Below are 21,033 nucleotides of genomic sequence, written 5' to 3'. Positions count from 1 at the left end.
CGTCAGCGATGATTTCGAAGGGACCGATGAGATTGAACTGCATGGCACAGACCCCAGTTCCCGGTGCTCGACACTCCATGTACATCACAGTCAACACCGCTGTCAGGACGTGTCCAACTGCTCCCGAGCAGGGCTCGACCCGGGCCAAAGCACCACAACTCGCCTACGACGACGGCACTTTCCGGCCAGCGGACGAAGAACCCGTACCGCACCCTCACCTAAGGCGAACGCCCCGAGCCGGTTCCCTGCCGCAGAAGCTCCGGGCCTTACGGCGGCCCGCGTGATCGAGACGATCCTCCCCCGCGTCGCGGTGTCCGCCGAAGCCTTCGGGGACCCCCCGGAGGCCACCCTGTACCCGGGCGAGGAGGCGATCGTCGCCCGCGCCGTCGCGAGCCGGCGCCGCGAATACACCACGGCCCGCCACTGCGCCCGCCTGGCCCTACGGGACCTGGGCCACGCGCCCGTCGCGATCCCGACCGGCGAAAAGGGCGAACCCGTATGGCCCCCGGGCGTCGTGGGGGCCCTTACACACTGCTCCGGCTACCGCGCCGCGGCCCTGGCCCCCGCCGCCCGCATCACCGCCCTGGGCATCGACGCCGAGCCCCACGTCCCCCTGCCGGACGGCGTCCTGGAGGCGGTGGCCCGCCCCGAGGAGCTGTCGCACCTCGGGGCCCTGCGGCGCTGCGCCCCCGAAGTGCACTGGGACCGCCTGCTGTTCAGCGCGAAGGAGTCCGTCTACAAGGCCTGGTTCCCCCTGGCCCGCCGCCGGCTGGATTTCACCGACGCCACGCTGCTGTTCGACTGCGCCTCGCGCACCTTCCGCGCCACGCTCCACCAACAGGGCCCCACCGTCCACGACCGCCCACTCACCTCGATGACCGGCCAATGGCTGGTGACCAAGGGCCTGATCACCACGTCGGTCGCCATCACCCCCTGAAAGGCGCCTGCCCGCTCGTCTCCGGACACGCCGGTGTCACCAGGCGTACTCCTCCGGGGCGGGCCGGTAGCCCGGGAAGATCTCGTCCAGCCGGGCCAGCACCTTCGGGTCCAGGGTCAGCTCCAGCGCACGGACGGAAGTGTGCAGCTGGTCCACGGTCCGGGGGCCGACGACGGGGGCGGTGACCGCCGGCTGGGCCAGCAGCCAGGCGAGGGCGATGTCGCCCGGCTCGTGGCCGATCTCCGCGGCCAGGTCCTCGTACGCCTGGATCGCGTCGCGTCTGGCCGCGAGCGCCGCGGCGGCCCGGGCGACGGTCCGCCGGACGCCCTCCCGCTCCTTGCGCAGCACGCCGCCGAGCAGCCCGCTGTGCAGGGGCGACCAGGGCATCAGCCCGATGCCGTACCGCTGCACGGCCGGGATGACCTCCAGTTCGAGCTTGCGTTCCAGGAGGTTGTAGAGCGACTGCTCACTGGCCAGGCCCAGGAAGTTCCGTGCCTTGGCGGTCTCCTGGGCCTGGGCCAGGTGCCAGCCGGCGAAGTTGCTGGAGCCGACGTAGACGATCTTGCCCTGGGCGACCAGGACCTCCATGGCCTGCCAGATCTCCTCCCACGGAGTGTCCCGGTCGACGTGGTGCATCTGGTAGAGGTCTATGTAGTCGGTCTGCAGGCGCTTCAGGCTGGCGTCCACGGCGCGGCGGATGCGGAGGGCCGAGAGCTTCCCGTCGTTGGGCCCGTCACCCATGTCCATGTACAGCTTGGTGGCGATCACCGTCTTCTCGCGTCGGCCGCCGCCCTGGGCGAGCCAGTTGCCGATGATCGTCTCGGTCAGTCCGCGTTGTTCCGGCCAGCCGTAGACGTCGGCGGTGTCGAAGAGGTTGATCCCCAGCTCCGAGGCGGTGTCCATGATGCGATGGGCGTCGGCCTCGTCGGTGTGCACACCGAAGTTCATGGTGCCGAGGCAGAGACGCGAGACGGTCAGGCCGGTACGGCCGAGGCGGGTGAACTCCATGGCCGCCACCTTGTTGCATCCGCTGCCGACCTGTCCATCGACGGACCGCACACGTCGGGTTCCGGCCGGGCGCCACCGGTCCGGCCGGCCCCTCGCCTCCCGCCGCCGTCAGGCGAAATCGGCGGCGTGATCGGCGGCCCACTCGGCGATGGAGCGGGCCGGCCGACCCGTGAGCTCCTCGACGGTCTTCAGCACGGGCAGCGCGCGGGAGGGGTCCGCCGCCGTCTCGGACCACTCCCGCAGCAGGTCACTGGCGATGCCCGGCCGCAGGAACTTCCCCGTGGTCGCCCGCCACTGTTCGGCAGTCAGCTCCTCGAAGCGGACCTCGCGCCCGATCGCGTCGCCGATCGCCGCGACCTGTTCCGTCTGCGAGACGGCCGCGGGCCCGGTCAGCGTGTACCGCGCCGCGTGATGGCCGCCCTCCGTCAGGGCCAGGGCGCCGACGGCCGCGATGTCGGCTTCGTGGATCAGCGGGCACGTCGCCGCCGGGTAGGGCGCCCGGACCACGCTCTCGGCGCGGACCGAGGACGCCCACCACAGCATGTTCGTCTGGAACGGTGCGGGCCGCAGGACGGTCCACTCCGCCACGCCGCTGTTCTCCAGCGCGGCCTCGGCGGCCCGGTAGCGGGGGTAGACCCACGACCCGCGATCGCGCTCCGTGTGGCCCGCCGCCCAGGCGCCGGTGAACAGGACGACCCGCTGGACGCCTGCCCGCTTCGCCGAGGCGGCGAAGTCCGGGATGGCGTCGAGGACGGGGAAGAGGAAGGCGCTCTCCACCCCGTCCAAGGCCGCCGCCAGGCTCTCCGGCACGGTCAGGTCACCCTCGACCACCGTGACCTCGGGCGGCAGGCCGGCCGTCTGCGGCTGCCTGCTCAAGGCGCGTACGTCCTTTCCCGCCGCGAGCAGGTCCTGCACCACGTGCCGGCCGATCTTTCCGGTCGCACCCGTTACCAGAATTGTCATGGCCAGATCATATGGCTCGAGGGGCGAGAACCACATGTCATCGCATTCAGGCCAGTCCGATCAACGGGCCCGTCAGACGGCCCTCTGCCCCCGTAACGCCCGGCGCGATTCCGCCACGACCGTTTCGGCCTCGGCTTTTCCGTCACCCACGGAACGGGCGCGTTCGTCCATCTGCTGAGCCGCGGTGCGCCAGCCCTCCGCAAGCTCGCGCGACACGGCCGCAACCGTGGACACCCAATGACTCGGGATGTTCTCGACCAGCTGCCTCCACTGCTCCGTGGTGAGTGAATTGAAATCCAGCAGCCGCAGCAGGAGGCGCCCCTGGTCGGTGAACCTGACCGCCGGATCGCGCTTCAGGTTCACCAGGGCCTCCCCCACCGAGGGGGAGGCGGTGCCCCTGTCGCGGATCGGCGTGGCGGCCCGCTGTTCATGGGGCTGCCGGGGCTCCGGCGGCCTGGGCGCCAGCGGGTTCTCGCTCCGCTGGACCGCGGCCCTGACGTCCCGCGCGGTCGCCAGGGACACTCCCGCACCGGCGGCGATCTCCCGCAACGTCGCGCCGGGGTGCTCGACGACGTACTCGTGGGCGAGTCGACGGGCCTTGGCGATGTCGACCGTCCGGGAGCGCCCGTCGCGGCCGACGCGCGCGTTCAACTGAGGAATGGTCTCACCTGAACGCTTGCGTATCGCGCCCACGGTCTTGGGCGAGAGACCCGCGGCGGCGGCGATCATCCGGTCCGACCATTGGGGATGCGAGTGGATGATCCGCGTTGCCGCCGCATTTCGCTCGGCCCGGGTCAGCAGCAATCCGTGACGGGCATTTTGTTTTACGGCGAGGAGGAAGGCTTCCTTTTCGCTGCCGTCGAAGTACTGGACATCGATCTCCTTTTGATGTCTCAGCGCGGCCGCTCGCCATCTGTGCGTTCCGTCGACGATACGCATCGTGGATCGGTGTACGATGACCGGAGGCAGCGGGGCATTCGACCGGGACAGTACCTCTATGTGATCGGCACTCTCACCCTCCAGTCGCGGTGAATCACCGGCCACAATGGCGTCAATAGGAACACGGACGACCGGAAGCCTGCCGACTTGGACATCCCACAGTTCGGCGGATACGCACTGTCCTTCGAACTCGACGAGGGCCTCAGGCCCGGTTTCACCCATTCCCAACAACCTCTCTTGGTGAGACGAGATAAGTCGCCTTGCGAAGACGACCGGCGCTGAACCATCGTGGACCGGCGGGGGGACACCCCTCGCGCATGCGGAATAACCGGCTCGGTCGACACCCAGCCGGACGGTTTCACCGTGTGGCAAGCCTGTGCGGCACCCTCCCCGTTCCGATCAACGCCATCGCGCCATGCTAGGCAGGTCAACTTCCTTGGCAACAGCCGCAGTTGACTCTTCATGACAGTCCGCCGGCCGCAGACCGCGCGAGCCGGCCACGGCCCCTCGCGGGCCGCGACCGGCTCCCACCGCCGTTCGATCAGCGCGTGGGCGGGTTGAACTCCGGCTGGTCGAGCAGGCGCAGCCAGGTCCCGTCGGGCTGGCGGCGGACCACCTGCGCCCGGGCACCCGAGCCGTCCTTGGGAGGCGTGGAGGTCAGGGCGATGTCGCCGCTGATCAGAGTCGGAAGCGGAGCCTCCTGCTCAAATTTCGGGGCGTGCGTCAGAACCTTCTCCCAAAGCTGGCGAATTGCCTCACGCCCCACCGTGACACTGCCCGGAGGGTAGGCCATGACAGCGGTTTCCTCGTAGAGGGCGGCGATACCGGCCGCATCACCGGCATTGGCGCGCTCGACGAACAGACGGGTGAGGTCTTCCGGCTTCAACGCCTTCTCGTTCTCCGACACAGGGGTCCTTCCGTGCATGGCTGGCTTTCGTCCATGCCAGTCTCCAACGCCGCATCTCCACAAGTCCAATCAATCAACCTGATCGGCGTTATAATGAGCAGCTATGGAGCTCAGGCAGTTGAGGTATTTCATCGCGGTTGCAGAGGAATCCAACTTCACCCGGGCCGCGGAACGGCTGCGAATCAGCCAGCCCGGGATCAGCGCGCAGATCCGCCAGCTGGAACACGACCTGGGTGCGACCTTGATCGATCGATCCGGTCGCAGCGCGAGCCTGACCTCCGTAGGAGAGGCGGTTCTCGGCCACGCCCGGGCAGCTCTGGCGGCCGCCGAGGCGGCGCGTCACGCGGTCGCGGAGGTGAACGGACTGCTGCGGGGCCGGCTCACCGTGGGCATGGTCACCGCGTGCATGGTGACCCCGCTGTTCGACGCCCTCGCCTCCTTCCACCGGGCCCATCCGGGAGTCGAGATCGCGCTGGTGGAGGACAACTCCGACGAGCTCATCGAACAGATCCGAAGCGGTGTCGCCGACCTGGCCCTGATCGGTACGGCCGACGAGCCGCCGCAGGGCCTGGAAGCCATGCCGATCACCAGTGAACGCCTGGTCGCAGCCGTTCCCTTCGGCCATCCCCTGGCCGAGCCCGTACGGGTCACGCTCGACGACATCAGCGCCTACCCGATCGTCTGCCTGCCCCAAGGCACCGGTATCCGGGCCGTGTTCGACCAGGCCTGCGCGGCCCGGGGAATCAGGCCGAACATCGCGCTGCAGGCCAGTGCGCCCAGCACGGTCGCCCATCTCGCCCAGCGCGGCCTCGGCGTCGCCGTCCTCTCCGAGTCCATGGCGGTCCAGTACGAAGGTCTGCAGACGCTCGTCATCGACGATATCCAGACACTGGCGGTGCTGTCCGTCGTCTACAACGCGGGCCAGAGCGCGGCGCTCCTGGAGCTGGTGGCCCACTGCCGCCAGGCCTTCCTCGGCGAGCCTGTCAAGCGGCAGGTTCCGGTCACGGCCGACCTGGCCGCCGGCTGAGCGGTCCCCGTACGGGCAACGCGGCCGGCCCCGGCTCGGTGAGCCGGGGCCGGCCGTACGGAACGCCGTATCAGCCCTCGGCTGCCACGGGCTGTCCCGGGGAGTCCGCCGCCGGAGCGGGCTTGGGCTGCTGGTAGGCCACGAAGTCCTTGGCGCGGATCAGCAGCAGGGCCAGCACACCGCCGATCAGGGCCAGTCCGGCCCCGATCACCAGCAGGGTGTTGATGCCGTCCACGAATCCGGACACGGCCAGCTCGTTGACCTGCTCGTGGAACCGCTCGGGGGTGGAGGCGACCGCGGCTTCGATGTCGCCGCCCCGGACCTGGGCGGTGAGGTCGGCAGTGCGCCCCGCGAGCTCCGGGGTGCCGCGCAGCCCGTCGGTGAGCTTGTCCCCGATGATGGCGGCGAAGATGGAGCCCAGCACGGCGACGCTCGCCGTGACGCCGAGCTGGCGGAAGGTGCTGTTCGTACCGGCGGCCATCCCGGACCTGGACATGTCGACCACGCCCATCGCGGTGGAAGCCAGCGGCGGGTTGACGAAGCCGGCGCCGATGCCGCCGAGGACGAAGCCGGGGATGAAGTGGGTCCAGCCCGTTTCCGCGTCCACGTTGCCCATCAGCAGGAGGCCGACACCGACCACGATGAGGCCGCCGCCGATCAGGGCCCGCGCCGGAAGCTTGCTGCTGAGCCTGCCGGCGACGTTCGAGGCCAGCAGCATCGCCACCGAGGCGGTGAGCAGCCGGAGCCCGGTCTCCAGCGAGGAGTACTGGAGCACTTCCTGGAAGTAGATCGCCAGGAACAGGAACATCGCGAAGAGCGAGCCGTTCATGGCGAATGCCGCGACGGCCCCGCCGAGGAACGTGGGGATCCGGAAGAGTCCGAGGTCGAACATCGGCTGCTCGACCCTCGACTCGACGACGAGGAAGGCGATCAGCAGGACTGCGCCGGAGATCAGGAAGGTCAGCGCGTTCGAGTCGCTCCAGCCGGCCTCACCGGCCTGGATGAGGCCGTAGACGAGCGCGGCCAGACCACCGGTGAGCAGGATGAATCCGGGCCAGTCGAGCTTGCGGGCGAAGGGGGACTTCGCCTCGTCCACCCGCAGCATCACGATCGCGGCGACCGCGATGCCGATCGGCACGTTGATGAGGAAGATGCCCCGCCAGCTGATCCCGGCGGTGATCAGACCACCCGCGACCGGGCCGATGGCGGAGGCGAGGCCGGTGACCATGCCCCAGGTCCCGAAAGCGGTGCCGAGTTCCCTGCCGCGGAACGCGCCCGCCAGCAGGGCCAGGCCGGTCGCGAACATCACGGAGCCGCCGATGCCCTGCACGATGCGGGAGAACACCAGCATGAGGGGCGACTGGGCCAGTCCGCAGAGCAGTGAGCCGAGGGTGAAGACGACCACGCCGATGCCGTACAGCCGCTTGCGGCCGAACCGGTCGGCGAGCGTTCCGCTGGTCAGCAGCAGGGAGGCGAGTGCCAGTGAGTAGCCGTCAATGACCCATTGCAGATCGGCGAAACTCGCGTGCAGATCCTCTTGGATGGGGGGCATCACGACGTACACGATCGTCGTGTCCAGCAGGAGCATGAAAGTGCCCCCGCACACCGCTAACAGTGTCCACCACTTCTTTTCCATGTCATTTCCTTCTGCCGGCCGAGCTAGCGGATGCTCTGGACATTGATCGGCGGGATGTTGTGCGTGAGGCGAAACAGGTTCGCGGGGTCGTACACGGCCTTGATTTCCGTCAGGCGCAGGTAGTCCTTGGGGTCGTAGGCCATGCGTACCTGGTCGGCGGTGGCGTTCTCGCCGTACAGGAAATTCAGGGAGCGCCCGGTCGTGACGGGTTCCAGGGCTGCGATCAGCCGGGCGTGCGCGGCGCGCGTGGCCTCGAGGTCGTCGGGAGTCACCCGGTTCAGCACGGCGAGCATGTACGCCGCGTCCCGGTTGCCGACCGCGTTGGGCACCGCCGGAGGCTGGGCCAGGGCGCCGCCGAGGTGGCGGATCTCCACGATGCAGGTGACCGGGGCCCCGGGGCCCGTCAGCTCGAGCACCGTCTTGACGGTGTCCTCGCCGAGGTCGCGGGTCATGGCGTTGGTCCCGATGTACGGGGCCGGCTGGACCGGGTCGTTGTGGATCGTGCCGGACTCCGCGTACGGCAGTTCGCGCACGGAGTCGGCCAGGGCCGGGCCGAGCGCCCGCAGCGGCTCGACCAGCCGCTCGCCGGTCGCGGCGTCGCCCAGGTACGCCACCCGCACGTGCACCACGTACCGTCCCCGCAGCGGCGGGGGCAGTGCCGGGACGTCGGGGAGCGGAACGAGCGCGATGGAGGAGGTCATCTCGTCCGGGACGGTGGCGGTCCAGCGCAGATAGCCGTTCACGACCTGTTCGGCGAGGCCGCCGTCGAAGTAGAGGCCGCCGCCGTAGAGCCGTTCGACGGGAAACAGGTCCACTTCGAGGGCGGTGACCACGCCCAGGCTGCCGCGGCCGCCGCGCAGCGCCCAGAACAGGTCGGGTTCGCTGTCGGCGGTGACGCGGCGCAGCCGGCCGTCGGCGGTGACGGCGTCGATGGCGCGGATGTGGTCGGCGGCGTACCCGTGGCGGCGGGCCATCAGGCCGAGTCCGCCGCCGAGCATGTAGGAGACGGCTCCGACGCCCGGGGCGCTCCCGTTGAGCGGGGCGAGCCCGTGTGGGGCGGCTGCCTCGATCAGCTGCCGGGAGGTGACTCCGGCGGCGAACCGCGCGGTGCGGGCCGCGGGGTCGATCCGTACGTCCGTCATCCGGCGGGTGGTGATCAGCAGTCCCCCCTCGGCGGTCTGAGCGGGGCTGTGCCCGGTGGCCTGGACCGCTACGGGCAGGTCGCGGGCGGCGGCGAACTCCACGGCGGCGCGTACGTCTTCGGCGCAGGTGGCGCCGACGACCAGGGCCGGGCGGTGGACGCCGAAGGTCTGGTACCCGGTGCGTTCCCCGTCGTACGCCTCGTCACCGGGCAGCAGGACCGGGCCGCTCACGCGTCCGGCCAGTTCCCCGGTCTCCGGTCCCGCGCCGGCGGTGGGGTCAGGCACGTCATGCCCGGTGTCCATGGTCGTTTCCTCTCGGTGGGCGCGCAGCGTGGGGCCCGGTGGCGGAGGGGGGTACCCGCCCTCCGCCAGCGGGGGATGGTGTCGGAGGGCGGGCGCACGGTGTCGCACCTGCATGCTCGCCCAACCGGACACCAGAAGTCCAAGACCTGGTTTTTGTGGGTTCCAGAACCGTTGGTTATGCCTGAGGGGTCGTCGGATGCCGCAGGGCGACCGCGAAGGCGAACGCCCTGGTCCCGCCCTCCACCACGAGAGCCCGCTCTGTTCCCGCCCGGGCCCACAGCAGGCCGTCGGACCGGCTGAGGCGGACCCGCCAGAAGAGACCGCCGTGGGACTGCCGGCAGTCGGAGAGCGCCTTGAATCCGGCCTCCTTCGCGACGAACAGGCGGCGCAGCGTCTCCCGGCTCCGGTCCGGCCACAGCAGTGCCCGCTCGGCGTCGTCCAGGAGGAAGCGCTCCCGCCCCGGGGCGAGGTGGTCCGTCTCCAGGTCCACCCCGATGCCGCCGGCTCCCGGGGCGACGGCCGCTATGGCGAAGGACCGGGTGTGCGTGATCGCGCCGGCGAACCCGGCGGGGAACAGCGGAGCTCCGTCGCAGCGGCGGCCCACCGTCAGCACGGCGGAGCCCGCACGCCGGAGCGCCGTGCCGGCCGCGGCACGGCCGGCACGGCGCTGTTCGGCAGGGCCGTACGGTGGGTCGACCCGCGCGACTTCCAGCAGGATGCCCGCGGGCCGGCCGTCGCTCGGGGCGGACTCAGTCATCCGCTCCGAGGACCCGGGATACAAAGGCCACGACCTCTTTCTGGAACCACTCGGGTTCTTCCAGGAAGGCGAGGTGCCCGCCGCGGGGCACGGTGACGGTTTCCGAGTCCGGCAGCAGCCGGGCCAGTTGCTCCGCCCCGTCGGACCCGAGGGAGAAGTCGTCGCCGCCCACGAACAGCAGGGTGGGCTGCGTGACCTTGGTGAGCAGCTCGGGTTCGAGCGGTGCCTTGACGGACACCGCCAGTCCGGCCCGCAGCGACTCCTGGGTGTGGATCCCGAGGAAGTTCTGCTTGCGGCCGATGAAGCCGGTCGGGCCGGCGGTCTCCACCGCGTAGTCGCCCGAGACCAGGGGATAGAGCTGGTCGTACATGACCCCCAGTCCCCCGGTGTCCAGCGTCTTCAGCCAGGACTTGGTGATGCGGCGCAGGCGCTGGCCACCGTAGGGGCTCATGGCCGGACCGGCGAAGATCAGGCCGTGGACCCGGTCCGGGTACGCCACCGCGAAGTCCCGGCAGATCAGGGTGGAGAAGGAGGTGCCGAGCAGGAACGCCTTCTCGATCCCCAGGGAATCCAGCAGCGCCTTCAGGTCGGTGACGTGGTCCTCCCAGACGGGCTCGCCGGTCTGCGGGGTCGACTCGCCCTGACCGCGCAGGTCGTAGGAGAGGAGCCGGGCGCCGCCGGCCAGGTTCGCGGTGTACGACCGCCAGGACTTGCGGTCCATGAAGAAGTTGTTGATCAGGACGATGTCGGGGCCGTCTCCGCGGCGCTCGTAGGCGATTTCGATGTCGTCGTTCACCCGGACCGTGCCGGTCTCGATGGAATCGTGGACGGTCGTGTCTGTCATCGGTTCATCTCCAGCTGGAAGACCGGCCGGCGCATACGGGGCCGGCTGATGTCACTGCGCTTCGAGAACCGCCTCGGTGGCGGACCTCGGGTCCCCGAAGCGGGCGGTCAGGATGTGCACCCAGCGCTCCAGCCCGAAGGCGAGGCAGCTGGTGTGCGCCGGCCCGCCGTCCGGGAGGCTGATCTCACAGCGTTCCCCGAAGAAGTTGCGGTGGTAGTTCACCGAACCGACGGCCAGGCCGTCGACGACGAACTCCTCCTTCACCGGGAACAGCAGCTGCATCTTGGCCCGTGAGCCGTTGCTGTCGAAGAAGGGGTCGGTGGCCACCTCGGTCTTCATGTCCAGTCCGAGCTTTCCGGCGAGGCCGAGCACCAGCTCCTTGGCACCGGACAGATGCTCCTTCGCGCCGTCTCCGTCGCCGACGAAGACGATCTCCCGCATGGAGAAGCCGAGGAGGCGCCGCAGGCCCTCGTACCGGGTCTCGTTGCGGTAGCAGGTGGCCACCGTGGTGAACCGGTTGGCCTCGGAGGGCAGGGTCTGTCCGCGCAGGTCGAAGTAGACCGAGTAGCAGGCAGCGGACGGCAGGCCGAGCCGTGCCTCGTTCAGCACCTCGGCCGGCAGTGCGGTGAGCGGCCGGTCCGTGGCCGCCCGCAGCGCGGTGAGCCGCTCCGGGTCGGCCGTCGCGACGGCCAGGCCCAGGTGCGGGAAGTTCTCGTAGTAGTCGATCCCTTCGAGGTCCTCCGCCCGCAGCAGCACCGGGTAGCGACGCTCATCGGCCCGCAGCCGCTCGGCCCAGGAGAGGATCAGCGCGTCGAACGCCCGGATGAGCCGCAGTTCGTCGGCGCCGAGCACCCCGAGCCCGCTGTCCGTCCGTCCGGTGGCGGTCCCCATCAGTTCGCAGCGCGCGCGAGGAAGCGCGCGTCGATCTTGCGGAGCGTCCGGAAGTCGTCCACGTCGATGTCTTCGGGGTCGATCGGCTCACCGCCGAGTTCCTCCAGCAGGTAGAGGAATTCGACGAACGCCAGCGAGTCGATCGCCCGGCGGTCGATCAGGTCGTCGTCGAGACCTATCTCGCCCACAGCGGGATTGCGCGTCGTGATGAATTCCAGCACCGCAGTGATCTTGTCGCTCATGCCTTTGCCCCCTGGACTCCGAGACCGGACCGCTCGAGGAATTTCCGAGTACGGTTGAGGATGCGGTCGTGCGCGAGCCGGCGGGCCGGGTGCTCGAGCAGCTGACGCCGCAGTTCGAGCGGATCGTCCAGCCCTGCGTCGCGGTAGACCGCCGGGTTGTACAGACTCCGGATGCTGTAGTCGAGGTACGCATCCAGGTACTTGGCGAGGACGGGAATGTCCTCGGGGTGGTTCTCCTTCACCTGCTCCAGCAGCTGCGTGAAGATGTACCGGCCGAAGGCCACGTGCCGGCTTTCGTCCTGGTGGTGGACCCTGTTGATCTCCCGCGCGATGTGCGGCAGGGCCTGATCGGTCGCCATCCTCGCGTTGAAGTAGTCGACGATCTCTTCGAAGATGAGGATGCGGGCGAAGATGACCAGCTCGCCGGCGGCCTCGCCGACTCCCTCGATCCGGTTGACGCCGACGGCCGGACCGGCCGGGTAGACCTTCTTGCCGTAGCGCAGGCAGAAGGCGGCGAAGAACCACATGTGCTCGTTCTCTTCACCGATGAAGTGGTGGAGGAACTCCGAGGCGTCCGCGTAGGTCTTGGTGTGGATGCGCAGCACGACCTCGCTCAGCAGCTCACGGATGCCGTGGATGTTGAGGCTGAAGAAGTTGACCGCCTCGAACCGGGTGAGCGCGAGCTGCTGTTCACGCGTCAGCGCGTCCCAGTGCTCGGTGCCGGCGAGCGTGACCAGGTCCTCGCTCATCCAGGGGCGGTCCTCTTCGAGCGCGTCGGGCCACTCGAAGATCGTGTACGGGTTGTAGTAGTCCGACTCCGCCATCGCCTCGAGCCGGTCGAGTTCGAGGGTCAGCGGCTTGATCGTCTTTGGCATCGGCAGGGCCTTCCTTCAGAAGTCACTCGGTGGGAGCACGGGCCGCGCCGGCTCTCTAGACCCGCTCGGCCTGGACCGTCCACACGGGAAGCTGGGTCCGGCCCCTGTCGTCGATCGCGACCTTCGACCCGACCTTGGCCAGGAACGTCTTCGTCGCGGCGGCCACGCCCCAGTACACGGTCCGGCGCAGGTCCGTCACGGCCCAGCCACCCTCGGCCAGGACCTCGCGCACGGTCGCCTCGGAGACCGACAGCGGCGCGGGCATGCCCCCGGGAACGTCGGCGAAGCACAGCATGTCGAGCCAGGCACCGGGCTTGGTGGCGCGGTGCAGGGCGGCGACGTAGCGGCGCCGGGACTCCGCGTCCAAGGTGTGGAACAGCGCGCTGTCGAGCACGGTGTCGAACCTGCCCTCGTACCCGGCCAGGCTGGTGGCATCGGCGACGGCGAACTCGATGTCCGTCCCCTTGGCGCGCTCGGCGGCCTGCTCGATCGCCGCCGAGGCCGCGTCGACGCCCGTCACCCGGTAACCACGGCCGGCCAGGAACACGGCGTTGTCCCCGAGACCGCATCCGATGTCGAGTACCTCGCCCCGAATGCGTCCCAGCGTCTCGAATTCAATCACGCCCGGCTGGGCCTCGCCTATGTCCCACGGAACACTGCTGATCTCCGCGTCCGCGAGCAGCTCCCCGCCTCGGTAGACGGCGTTGAAGTCCGCGGCGGCGAAATCATAGGGCTTGTCGGTGCTGCTGCTCATACGAACTCTCCTCCGGTGAAGAAATGCCGGGAACGCGGCACCGGCACGTAGAAGGTATGCACGGATAGCGGGGTCACGTTAGCGCCGCGGTGCCCGCTTGGTCTCGTCCCGGGCGCCGACGTTCGACTGAGGAAATCCTCAGTCGAACGCGACGGGGCACGGGGCCGGTGTGCACCGGTCCGACGCGGGTGGCTGCGGTCGGCAGGAGGACGTAACCTTCCGGTCGGCCCGGGAAAGTACGGGCCGGAAACCTCCGGAGCATCCCTTTCATCGGGCCCCCTTGCCCCGATCAAGCCGGAAGGAATTAAGGGGAATGAACAATTCTGTTCTCAGCACCGCTGTCCCCGACGACGTCCTGCACGACGAGCTGGTGGCCCGGGCGACCGCGCTGCGGGACGATCTGCGCAGGGACTCGCCGGGGAGCGAGCAGACCCGCCGGCTCTCGGACGACGTCATCGGGAAGATCACCGCGGCGGGCCTGACCAGGCTTCTCACACCCCGGCGGCTGGGCGGCCACGGGACCGGCGTGCGTACCCTGCTGGACGTCGCCACGGAGCTGGGCCGCGGCTGCTGTTCGGCCGCGTGGGTCACCGGGGTGCTCAATGCCGGAAACTTCGTGGTCTCGCTCTTCCCGGACCGGGTCCAGGACGAGGTCTGGGGCGACGACGCCGACGCCCGTACCGCGCAGATCCTGGGGCGGCCGGCGTTCTCCGTGGAGGAGACCGACGGCGGCGTCCTGGTCAGCGGGGAGTGGGGCTACGCCTCGGGGTCGCTGCACGCGGAGTGGGTCGGCGCCCTCATCGCGACCGGCGGCGAACCGGGCAGGCCCGAGACGTACTTCGCGCTGATGCCGGTGGCCGACGTGAGCATCAAGGACACCTGGCACTTCGCCGGTATGCGCGGTACCGGCAGCAACACCGTGGTGGCGGACCGGATCTTCATCCCCGAGCACCGCCTGCTGCCCTACCTGCCCGTCCTCAACGGCGAGACGGACGGTCTGGTTCCCGAGAGCCACGCCTACCGCAACAGCATGACCGGGGTGTTCTCGATCGGACTGATCGGAGCGCTCATCGGCGGCGCGCAGGCGGCACTGGAATACGTACGGGAGCAGGTCCACACGCGTCCCGTGGCCGGCTCCACCTACGCCCACCAGGCGGACTCCCCCACGACCCAACTGGACCTGGCCGCAGCCGCGGTCAAGGTCGACACCGCCCTCCTGCACGCACGGCGCCTGGCCGACACGGTTGACAGCCACGCCCGGGCGGGCGAGAACCCCGACCTGGCCACCCGGGCCCGGGGCCGGATGGACTCCACCCACGTGGCGCAGCAGTGCCGGGAAGCGATCGACCTGCTGGTCACCGTCTACGGTTCGTCGGCCTTCAGCGAGTCGAACCCGCTCCAGCGGATCTGGCGCGACATCAACGTGGGCAGCCGGCACGCCGGCTTCGGCATGGGCATCCCCGAACAGGTCTACGGCCGCGCGCTGGTCGGCAAGAACCCGCGCGACATCAGCCTCCTGGTCTGACCGGCCCCCACCACGCCGGCCCCACCCCCTTCCTTTGCTCTTTCCCTGACAGATCCTCGGCAGAACCTCACGGAGGCGAGACTTCCCATGTCCGATGACAACGAGGTACGCGAGCAGAACCGCGCCGTCGTGGCGCAGTACATGAACACCCGCGGCCAGGACCGCCTGCGGCGCCACCTCCTCTTCACCGAGGACGGAATCGGCGGTCTGTGGACCACGGAGACCGGCGAGCCCATCGTCATCACCGGCCGTGACCGACTGGGCGACCATGCCGTATGGTCGCTGAAATGCTTCCCGGACTGGGTCTGGACGAATGTCGAGATCTTCGACACCCAGGACCCCAACCAGTTCTGGGTGGAGTGCGATGGCGAGGGTCAAATCCTTTTCCCCGGATACCCGGACGGGCACTACCGGAACCATTTCCTGCACTCGTTCCTGTTCGAGAACGGGAAGATAAAGCGGCAGCGTGAATTCATGAACCCGTGCCAGCAGTTCCGGGCCCTGGGTATCGACGTGCCGACGGTCCAGCGGGCCGGCATTCCGACCTGACGGAACCGCGGCCGGCACCGGCGAACCGCCGGCTCCATTCCGCCATTCATCTCGCGGGGGACATCGTGAGGCAGCTCGTCCCGAATCTCCACGAACTGAAAGCCTTCCAACAGCCCGAATGGGAAGACGCCGCGCAGGTGCGGCGCGTACGGGAGACCCTGGCGTCCCTCCCGCCCCTGGTCACGGCGGACGCCGTGGGGGAACTGCGGACCCTGCTGGCCGGCGCGGCCGCCGGCGAGGCCCTCGTACTCCAGGCAGGGGACTGCGCCGAGGATCCGGCGGAGTCCTCGCGGGCCGACGTCCACAGGAAGACGGCGCTGCTCGACCGGCTGGCGGACATCCTGGGCGGCGCCGCCGGCAAGCCCGTGGTCCGGGTCGGCCGCATGGCAGGACAGTTCGCCAAGCCTCGCTCGGAGCGCTTCGAGCAGATCGGCGAGCTCACCCTGCCGGTCTTCCGTGGCCACATGGTCAACGCTCCCGAACCGGACCCGCACCGGCGCAGGCCCGACCCGGGGCGGATGCTCACCGGCTACCGGGCGGCGGCCGGCATCACCCGCGAACTGAACCTGCGCGACGCCGCCCGGCCGCCCACCAGAAGGGTGTGGACCAGCCACGAGGCCCTGCTGCTGGACTACGAGGTCCCGATGGTCCGCGAGAGCCCCGGCGGCGACCGCTGGCTCGGTTCGGCCCACTGGCCGTGGATCGGCGAGCGGACGCGGCAGACGGACGGGGCACACGTCCGACTGCTCGCCGACGTCGTCAACCCGGTCGGCTGCAAGATCGGCCCCGGTACCACCCCGGCCGAAGTGACCGCCCTGTGCGAGCAGCTCGACCCGGGGCGCGATCCCGGCCGCCTGACCCTCATCAGCCGGATGGGGGCCCACGTCCTCGCCGACCGCCTCCCGCCGCTCGTCAGGGCGGTGCGGGCGGCGGGCCACCCGGTGATCTGGCTGTGCGACCCGATGCACGGGAACACGATCACCGCTCCCGACGGCAACAAGACCCGCCTCGTGGAGAGCATGCTCATGGAGCTCCACGGCTTCCTGCGGGTCATGGCCGTCACCGGCGCGGTCGCCGGCGGACTGCACCTGGAGACCACGCCCGACGACGTCACCGAATGCGTGGCCGACGTCTCCGAAATCGGCTCGGCCGGCGGCCGGCGCACCACCTTCTGCGACCCGCGGCTCAACCCCCGCCAGGCCGCCGCCCTCGTATCGGCCTGGTCCGACTCCCTCTGAACGCCGCCGTCCACCGCGCTCCCGCCTGGAAGGAACCGACGACCCATGGCCGGCATACCCGCCATCGCGCCCTACCCCCTGCCAACGAGGGGCAGCCTGCCCGAGAACACCGCCGACTGGACCTTGCGCCCGGAGCGTGCCGTGCTCGTCATCCACGACATGCAGCACTTCTTCCTGCGGCCGGTCCCCGAACCGCTGCGGTCCGCGGTGGTCCACAACACGGCGTTGCTGCGCAAGCGGGCCGCGAGCCTCGGCGTACCGGTGGCGTACACCGCGCAGCCGGGCGGCATGACGGAGGATCAGCGGGGGCTGCTGAGGGATTTCTGGGGGCCCGGCATGCGCACCGCGCCCGACGACCGGGAGGTGGTGCCCGAACTCGCCCCCCAGGAGGGGGACTGGACGCTGACCAAGTGGCGGTACAGCGCCTTCTTCCGCTCGAACCTGCTGGAGCGCATGCGGGCGACGGGCCGCGACCAGCTGGTCATCTGCGGCGTCTACGCGCACGTCGGGATCCTGGCGACCGCGATCGACGCGTTCACCCACGACATCCAGCCCTTCCTCGTGGCCGACGCCGTCGCGGACTTCAGCGCCGACGAGCACCGGCTGGCCGTCGACTACGTGGCACGGCGGTGCGGGATGTCCGTCCTCGGTGAGGAGGTGTTCGCGTGACCGGGCAGGTCCCCACGGCCCGCCGTGACCTCCTCGAGCGGATCCTGGCCCTGGAGACGCCCTCCTTCGCGCTGCTGTACCGGCCGGAGAGCGGCACGCCGGGTGTCGTCGACGTCCTGGTCGGCGAGGTGAGCAGGCCGGGCTCGCTGGCACAGGTCCCGCTGCCCGCGGGGCCCGTCGACCGCGCGGACACGGTCCACGACGTCCTCGTCGTGGTCCCGTACCGGCAGCTCGCCGAGCGCGGGTTCGCCGCACCCGACGACGGTGCGCCGCTGCTCGCCCTGGCGGTGACGGAGCAGGCGAGCCTGCCGCTGTCGGAGGTCGTGCGCCGTGTCCCGGACTGCGCGATCACCCTGTCGGGACAGCACTTCGACGTCTCGGACGAGGAGTACGCCGAGACCGTGCGCCGAGTCGTCCGCGACGAGATCGGCACCGGTGAAGGCGCCAACTTCGTGATCAAGCGCACGCTGCTGGCCGACATCGGCGACTACACCCCGCACGCCGCGCTGTCGCTCTTCCGCCGGCTGATCGAGCGCGAGCAGGGCGCGTACTGGACCTTCGTCATCAGCGTCGACGGCCAGACCTTCGTCGGCGCCACCCCCGAGCGGCACATCTCCGTGAACGGCGGGACCGCGGTGATGAATCCCATCAGCGGCACCTACCGCTATCCCGAGGGCGGCCCGACACTGCGGGGCATCACGGAGTTCCTGGAGGACCGCAAGGAGACCGACGAGCTCTACATGGTCCTCGACGAGGAACTCAAGATGATGTCCCGGATCTGTGGCGCGGGCGGCCGCGTCGTCGGCCCCTACCTGAAGGAGATGGCGCAGCTCGCCCACACCGAGTACTTCATCGAGGGGCGGACGGACCGCGACGTACGGGAGATCCTCTACGAGACGCTGTTCGCCCCGACCGTCACGGGCAGCCCGCTGGAAAGCGCGGCCCGGGTCATCCACCGCTACGAGCCCCAGGGCCGGCGCTACTACAGCGGGATCGCCGCCCTGATCAGCCGGGACTCCGCGGGCGAGCGGGCACTCGACTCCGCCATCCTGATCCGGACGGCCGACATCGACGAGGCCGGCCGGGTCCGGATCGCCGTGGGGGCCACCCTCGTACGGCACTCGGACCCCGTCTCCGAGGCCGCGGAGACCCGGGCCAAGGCGGCGGTCCTGCTCGGCGCCCTGGAGACGGGCGGGCCACGGCGTTTCGGCGCACATCCGGAGGTGCGGACCGCCCTGCAGCGCCGCAACGCGGGGATCGCGGACTTCTGGCTGAAGGAGCGCGCGGCCGGCGATTCGGCGGTGGCCGGGCTGACCGGGCGGAAGGTGCTGATCGTCGACGCGGAGGACACCTTCACCGCGATGATCGTCCAGCAGCTCGCCGCGATCGGCCTCGCCGCCGAGGTCCGCCGCTACGACGAACCCTACGGCTTCGACGGTTTCGACCTGGTCGTCATGGGGCCGGGCCCGGGCGATCCCCGGGCGGCCGACGACCCCAAGATCGCCTCCGTGAACACGGCGCTGGAGACCCTCCTCGCCGGCCGCGTGCCCTTCCTCGCGGTCTGTTTGAGCCACCAACTGCTGTGCCTGCGCCTGGGGTTGGAGCTCGTTCGGCTGCCGGTGCCCAACCAGGGTGTCCAGCGGGAGATCAGTCTCTTCGGGACGCGCGAGCGGGTCGGCTTCTACAACACCTATGCGGCCGTCAGTACGGAGGACAAGCGCGAGGTGCCGGGCATCGGCCTGGTGGAGGTGAGCCGGGACGGGGAGAGCGGGGTGGTGGACGCCCTGCGGGGACCGCACTTCGCCTCCATGCAGTTCCATGCCGAATCGGTGCTCACCGTCGACGGCCCCCGGCTCATCGCCGAGGCGGTGCTGGGGGTGCTGGGCCGGTGAGGGTCGACATCGCCTGGTGGGACCTGGACGGCGCGCCCCAGACCATCGACTCCCTGCGGGAGCACTTGCGGGACGGCACCGTGGACGCCTGGGCCGAAGTACCCGGCCTGCGCCTGAAGTTCTGGATCGCGGACCGCGAGCGCAACCGCTGGGGCGCGGTGATGGTGTGGGAGGACGACCGGCCCGCCGGTGAGGCACTGCCGCCCAACCGGGCGGCCGAACTGATCGGCCGCCCGCCCGGCCACCGCCTGCGCTTCGAGGCCGAGGCCGTGGCGGAAGGGGCGCACGCGTTCACCGCCCTGCACGGTCTCGGCGCCGCACTCGCCGACTGAGGCACGTCCGCACCACCTTCCGCACCAACGACCAGGGGGTACCGCTCATGCACGACTACATGGTTGTGGACGCTTTCGCCCGCACACCGCTGGAGGGCAACCCGGTCGCCGTCGTCTTCGACGCGAGCGACCTGAGCGCGGAGCGGATGCAGCGCATCGCCCGTGAAACGAACCTGTCCGAGACCACCTTCGTCCTGCCTCCCGAGCAGGGCGGTGATGCCAGGATCCGGATCTTCACCCCGGTGAACGAACTGCCCTTCGCCGGGCATCCGCTGCTGGGCACCGCCGTGGCGCTGAGCCTGACCATGAAGCAGGACCGGCTGCGGCTGGAGACGGCCATGGGTGTCATCCCCGTCGCCGTCGAGGCCCCGGAAGGCGCGGTCGGCGGCGCCGCCGGCACCGAAGGGGCCCTGTCCGTCCGCATGCGGCAGCCGATCCCCGTCTGGGAACCGTACGAGCACGCCGACGCGCTCCTGGCGGCGCTCGGCCTGGACTCCTCCACCGTGCCGGTGGAGGCGTACCGCAACGGCCCCCGCCACGTGCTCGTCGGGCTGGGGAGCGTTCCGGCGCTGTCGGCCCTGCACCCGGACCACCGTGCGCTGTCCGCCTTCCCCGACATGGCGGCCATCTGCTTCGCGGGCGAAGGCCTGAACTGGCGCATGCGGATGTTCTCCCCGGCCTACGGAGTGGTGGAGGACGCCGCCACGGGCTCCGCGGCCGGACCTCTGGGCATCCATCTCGCCCGGCACGGACTCGCCGCGTACGGACAGCACCTGGAGATCCTCCAGGGAGTCGAAATGCGCCGCCCGTCGCTGATGCTCGCCACCGTCGACGGCGCCGGCGACGACGTGCGGACCGTACGGGTCGGCGGACACGGCATCCTCGTCGCGCGCGGCACCCTCTACGTCTAGGAAGACTCGTATGTCGGCCAGCAAGTTCGAGAGCCTGACCGGGGAGACCGATCTCGAATTCCCCGAGTACGAAGACCCACCGGCCGGGCCCATGGAGCTCGTCCAGAGCTGGTTGAAGACAGCCGTCGAGCGCGGCGTCCGCGAACCGCGCGCGCTGGCGCTCGCCACTGCGGACGGGCGGGGGCGGGCCTCCAGCCGGATCGTCGTCATCACGGAGGTGGCCGGGCGCGGGCTGTTGTTCACCACGCACAGCACCAGCCGGAAGGCTCGTGACCTGGCCGCGAACCCATGGGCGTCCGGGCTGCTCTACTGGCGCGAGACCGGCCGGCAGATCATCCTCTCCGGGCCGGTCACACCGCTCGCGGACGAGGAGTGCGAGGCGATCTGGAACGCCCGTCCGATCCCGCTGCACTCCATGTCGACCGCGTCCCGGCAGAGCGAGGAGCTGCCCGACCCGGCGGCGCTGCGGGCCGAGGCCGAGCGCCTCGGCGCGACCGGGGCCGCGCTGGAGCGGCCCGCCCGGTTCGTCGGTTACGTACTGCAGCCGGCGGAAGTGGAGTTCTGGTGCGCCCGCTCCGACCGGCTGCACCAGCGGCTGCGCTACGACCGGGACGGTGCCGGGTGGCGCACCTCCCGCCTCCAGCCCTGAGGCTCCGCCGTGCGGCGCCTCCCGCGGGACTCCCGCCTCCGGA

Annotated in this window: 22 protein-coding genes; 10 read left to right on the top strand and 12 right to left on the bottom strand. The window is 70.2% G+C overall.

All coding sequences use genetic code 11. From position 1 onward, the window contains the following. The first annotated feature begins 280 nt into the window (after nt 1-280). Nucleotides 281-937 carry a 4'-phosphopantetheinyl transferase gene (locus ACIP5M_RS21770; RefSeq protein WP_401199400.1) on the top strand — a complete coding sequence of 219 codons (657 nt, stop codon included), beginning with the start codon at nt 281-283 and terminating at the stop codon, nt 935-937. A 36-nt stretch (nt 938-973) separates the two neighbouring features. Here the strand turns inward: ACIP5M_RS21770 and ACIP5M_RS21765 are convergent, their stop codons facing one another. From ACIP5M_RS21765 to ACIP5M_RS21750, 4 genes are all read right to left on the bottom strand, one after another. Then, on the bottom strand, nt 974-1,945 hold the full coding sequence (locus ACIP5M_RS21765) for an aldo/keto reductase (protein ID WP_401199398.1): 972 nt from the start codon (nt 1,943-1,945) through the stop codon (nt 974-976). Nucleotides 1,946-2,053: 108 nt separating this feature from the next. Beyond that, nucleotides 2,054-2,908: an SDR family oxidoreductase gene (locus tag ACIP5M_RS21760; protein WP_401199396.1), complete on the bottom strand. Its 855-nt coding sequence runs from the start codon at nt 2,906-2,908 to the stop codon at nt 2,054-2,056. Nucleotides 2,909-2,980: 72 nt separating this feature from the next. Next, nucleotides 2,981-4,069, bottom strand: a complete 1,089-nt coding sequence (locus ACIP5M_RS21755; protein ID WP_401199394.1) for a ParB/RepB/Spo0J family partition protein — start codon at nt 4,067-4,069, stop codon at nt 2,981-2,983. Nucleotides 4,070-4,388: 319 nt separating this feature from the next. Then, nucleotides 4,389-4,754, bottom strand: coding sequence for a YybH family protein (locus ACIP5M_RS21750; RefSeq protein ID WP_401199393.1), 366 nt, complete (start codon nt 4,752-4,754; stop codon nt 4,389-4,391). A gap of 103 nt (nt 4,755-4,857) precedes the next feature. On the opposite strand from ACIP5M_RS21750, the gene ACIP5M_RS21745 reads away from it, so the two are divergent. After that, a complete protein-coding gene (locus ACIP5M_RS21745; protein WP_401199391.1) occupies nt 4,858-5,781 on the top strand; it encodes a LysR family transcriptional regulator in 924 nt (307 codons plus the stop codon). 70 nt (nt 5,782-5,851) lie between these two features. Here the strand turns inward: ACIP5M_RS21745 and ACIP5M_RS21740 are convergent, their stop codons facing one another. From ACIP5M_RS21740 to ACIP5M_RS21705, 8 genes are all read right to left on the bottom strand, one after another. After that, entirely contained in the window at nt 5,852-7,417 is a 1,566-nt protein-coding gene (locus ACIP5M_RS21740) for an MFS transporter (protein WP_401199389.1), read from the bottom strand. Nucleotides 7,418-7,440: 23 nt separating this feature from the next. Continuing rightward, entirely contained in the window at nt 7,441-8,862 is a 1,422-nt protein-coding gene (locus tag ACIP5M_RS21735) for an FAD-binding oxidoreductase (protein WP_401199387.1), read from the bottom strand. 175 nt (nt 8,863-9,037) lie between these two features. Further along, nucleotides 9,038-9,619, bottom strand: coding sequence for a hypothetical protein (locus ACIP5M_RS21730; RefSeq protein WP_401199386.1), 582 nt, complete (start codon nt 9,617-9,619; stop codon nt 9,038-9,040). Beyond that, nucleotides 9,612-10,463, bottom strand: coding sequence for an alpha/beta fold hydrolase (locus tag ACIP5M_RS21725; RefSeq protein WP_401199384.1), 852 nt, complete (start codon nt 10,461-10,463; stop codon nt 9,612-9,614). Before ACIP5M_RS21725 ends, ACIP5M_RS21730 begins: the two co-directional genes overlap by 8 nt. Nucleotides 10,464-10,514: 51 nt before the next feature. Beyond that, nucleotides 10,515-11,354, bottom strand: a complete 840-nt coding sequence (locus ACIP5M_RS21720; RefSeq protein ID WP_401199382.1) for a hypothetical protein — start codon at nt 11,352-11,354, stop codon at nt 10,515-10,517. Then, complete coding sequence (locus ACIP5M_RS21715; RefSeq protein WP_401199381.1) at nt 11,354-11,596, bottom strand: acyl carrier protein; 243 nt, start codon at nt 11,594-11,596, stop codon at nt 11,354-11,356. Before ACIP5M_RS21715 ends, ACIP5M_RS21720 begins: the two co-directional genes overlap by 1 nt. Next, complete coding sequence (locus ACIP5M_RS21710) at nt 11,593-12,471, bottom strand: diiron oxygenase (protein WP_401199379.1); 879 nt, start codon at nt 12,469-12,471, stop codon at nt 11,593-11,595. Before ACIP5M_RS21710 ends, ACIP5M_RS21715 begins: the two co-directional genes overlap by 4 nt. A gap of 55 nt (nt 12,472-12,526) precedes the next feature. Then, on the bottom strand, nt 12,527-13,225 hold the full coding sequence (locus ACIP5M_RS21705) for a class I SAM-dependent methyltransferase (RefSeq protein ID WP_401199377.1): 699 nt from the start codon (nt 13,223-13,225) through the stop codon (nt 12,527-12,529). Nucleotides 13,226-13,538: 313 nt separating this feature from the next. Here ACIP5M_RS21705 and ACIP5M_RS21700 point away from each other — a divergent pair, with 313 nt between their 5' ends. The 8 genes from ACIP5M_RS21700 (at nt 13,539) to phzG (ending at nt 20,990) form a co-directional block, all read left to right on the top strand. After that, a complete protein-coding gene (locus ACIP5M_RS21700) occupies nt 13,539-14,750 on the top strand; it encodes an acyl-CoA dehydrogenase family protein (protein ID WP_401199375.1) in 1,212 nt (403 codons plus the stop codon). 87 nt (nt 14,751-14,837) lie between these two features. Then, on the top strand, nt 14,838-15,299 hold the full coding sequence (locus tag ACIP5M_RS21695; protein ID WP_401199373.1) for a PhzA/PhzB family protein: 462 nt from the start codon (nt 14,838-14,840) through the stop codon (nt 15,297-15,299). 65 nt (nt 15,300-15,364) lie between these two features. Continuing rightward, nucleotides 15,365-16,537, top strand: a complete 1,173-nt coding sequence (locus ACIP5M_RS21690) for a 3-deoxy-7-phosphoheptulonate synthase (protein ID WP_401199371.1) — start codon at nt 15,365-15,367, stop codon at nt 16,535-16,537. Between the two features lie 45 nt (nt 16,538-16,582). Further along, nucleotides 16,583-17,206, top strand: a complete 624-nt coding sequence (locus ACIP5M_RS21685; RefSeq protein WP_401199369.1) for an isochorismatase family protein — start codon at nt 16,583-16,585, stop codon at nt 17,204-17,206. Then, nucleotides 17,203-19,098, top strand: coding sequence for an anthranilate synthase family protein (locus ACIP5M_RS21680; RefSeq protein WP_401199367.1), 1,896 nt, complete (start codon nt 17,203-17,205; stop codon nt 19,096-19,098). Before ACIP5M_RS21685 ends, ACIP5M_RS21680 begins: the two co-directional genes overlap by 4 nt. After that, entirely contained in the window at nt 19,095-19,430 is a 336-nt protein-coding gene (locus ACIP5M_RS21675; protein WP_401199365.1) for a hypothetical protein, read from the top strand. Before ACIP5M_RS21680 ends, ACIP5M_RS21675 begins: the two co-directional genes overlap by 4 nt. A gap of 47 nt (nt 19,431-19,477) precedes the next feature. Next, nucleotides 19,478-20,341, top strand: coding sequence for a PhzF family phenazine biosynthesis protein (locus ACIP5M_RS21670; protein WP_401199363.1), 864 nt, complete (start codon nt 19,478-19,480; stop codon nt 20,339-20,341). A gap of 10 nt (nt 20,342-20,351) precedes the next feature. Next, nucleotides 20,352-20,990 (top strand): phenazine biosynthesis FMN-dependent oxidase PhzG, encoded by a 639-nt coding sequence (phzG, locus tag ACIP5M_RS21665; RefSeq protein WP_401199361.1) that lies wholly within the window; start codon nt 20,352-20,354, stop codon nt 20,988-20,990. Nucleotides 20,991-21,033 lie beyond the last annotated feature (43 nt).

The sequence above is a fragment of the Streptomyces sp. NPDC088762 genome, from assembly GCF_044750905.1.
Lineage (GTDB): Bacteria > Actinomycetota > Actinomycetes > Streptomycetales > Streptomycetaceae > Streptomyces.
Note: the sequence above shows the minus strand (reverse complement) of the source record. Positions and strands in the feature narration are given on the sequence as shown.

Coding starts and splice junctions, on each gene's coding strand:
- ACIP5M_RS21685 (WP_401199369.1), top strand. CDS start 16,583: ATGGCCGGCATACCCGCCATCGCGCCCTACCCCCTGCCAACGAGGGGC.
- ACIP5M_RS21710 (WP_401199379.1), bottom strand. CDS start 12,471: ATGCCAAAGACGATCAAGCCGCTGACCCTCGAACTCGACCGGCTCGAG.
- ACIP5M_RS21740 (WP_401199389.1), bottom strand. CDS start 7,417: ATGGAAAAGAAGTGGTGGACACTGTTAGCGGTGTGCGGGGGCACTTTC.
- ACIP5M_RS21735 (WP_401199387.1), bottom strand. CDS start 8,862: ATGGACACCGGGCATGACGTGCCTGACCCCACCGCCGGCGCGGGACCG.
- ACIP5M_RS21765 (WP_401199398.1), bottom strand. CDS start 1,945: ATGGAGTTCACCCGCCTCGGCCGTACCGGCCTGACCGTCTCGCGTCTC.
- ACIP5M_RS21760 (WP_401199396.1), bottom strand. CDS start 2,908: ATGACAATTCTGGTAACGGGTGCGACCGGAAAGATCGGCCGGCACGTG.
- ACIP5M_RS21695 (WP_401199373.1), top strand. CDS start 14,838: ATGTCCGATGACAACGAGGTACGCGAGCAGAACCGCGCCGTCGTGGCG.
- ACIP5M_RS21670 (WP_401199363.1), top strand. CDS start 19,478: ATGCACGACTACATGGTTGTGGACGCTTTCGCCCGCACACCGCTGGAG.
- ACIP5M_RS21755 (WP_401199394.1), bottom strand. CDS start 4,069: ATGGGTGAAACCGGGCCTGAGGCCCTCGTCGAGTTCGAAGGACAGTGC.
- ACIP5M_RS21720 (WP_401199382.1), bottom strand. CDS start 11,354: ATGGGGACCGCCACCGGACGGACGGACAGCGGGCTCGGGGTGCTCGGC.
- ACIP5M_RS21725 (WP_401199384.1), bottom strand. CDS start 10,463: ATGACAGACACGACCGTCCACGATTCCATCGAGACCGGCACGGTCCGG.
- phzG (WP_401199361.1), top strand. CDS start 20,352: ATGTCGGCCAGCAAGTTCGAGAGCCTGACCGGGGAGACCGATCTCGAA.
- ACIP5M_RS21715 (WP_401199381.1), bottom strand. CDS start 11,596: ATGAGCGACAAGATCACTGCGGTGCTGGAATTCATCACGACGCGCAAT.
- ACIP5M_RS21730 (WP_401199386.1), bottom strand. CDS start 9,619: ATGACTGAGTCCGCCCCGAGCGACGGCCGGCCCGCGGGCATCCTGCTG.
- ACIP5M_RS21700 (WP_401199375.1), top strand. CDS start 13,539: ATGAACAATTCTGTTCTCAGCACCGCTGTCCCCGACGACGTCCTGCAC.
- ACIP5M_RS21705 (WP_401199377.1), bottom strand. CDS start 13,225: ATGAGCAGCAGCACCGACAAGCCCTATGATTTCGCCGCCGCGGACTTC.
- ACIP5M_RS21745 (WP_401199391.1), top strand. CDS start 4,858: ATGGAGCTCAGGCAGTTGAGGTATTTCATCGCGGTTGCAGAGGAATCC.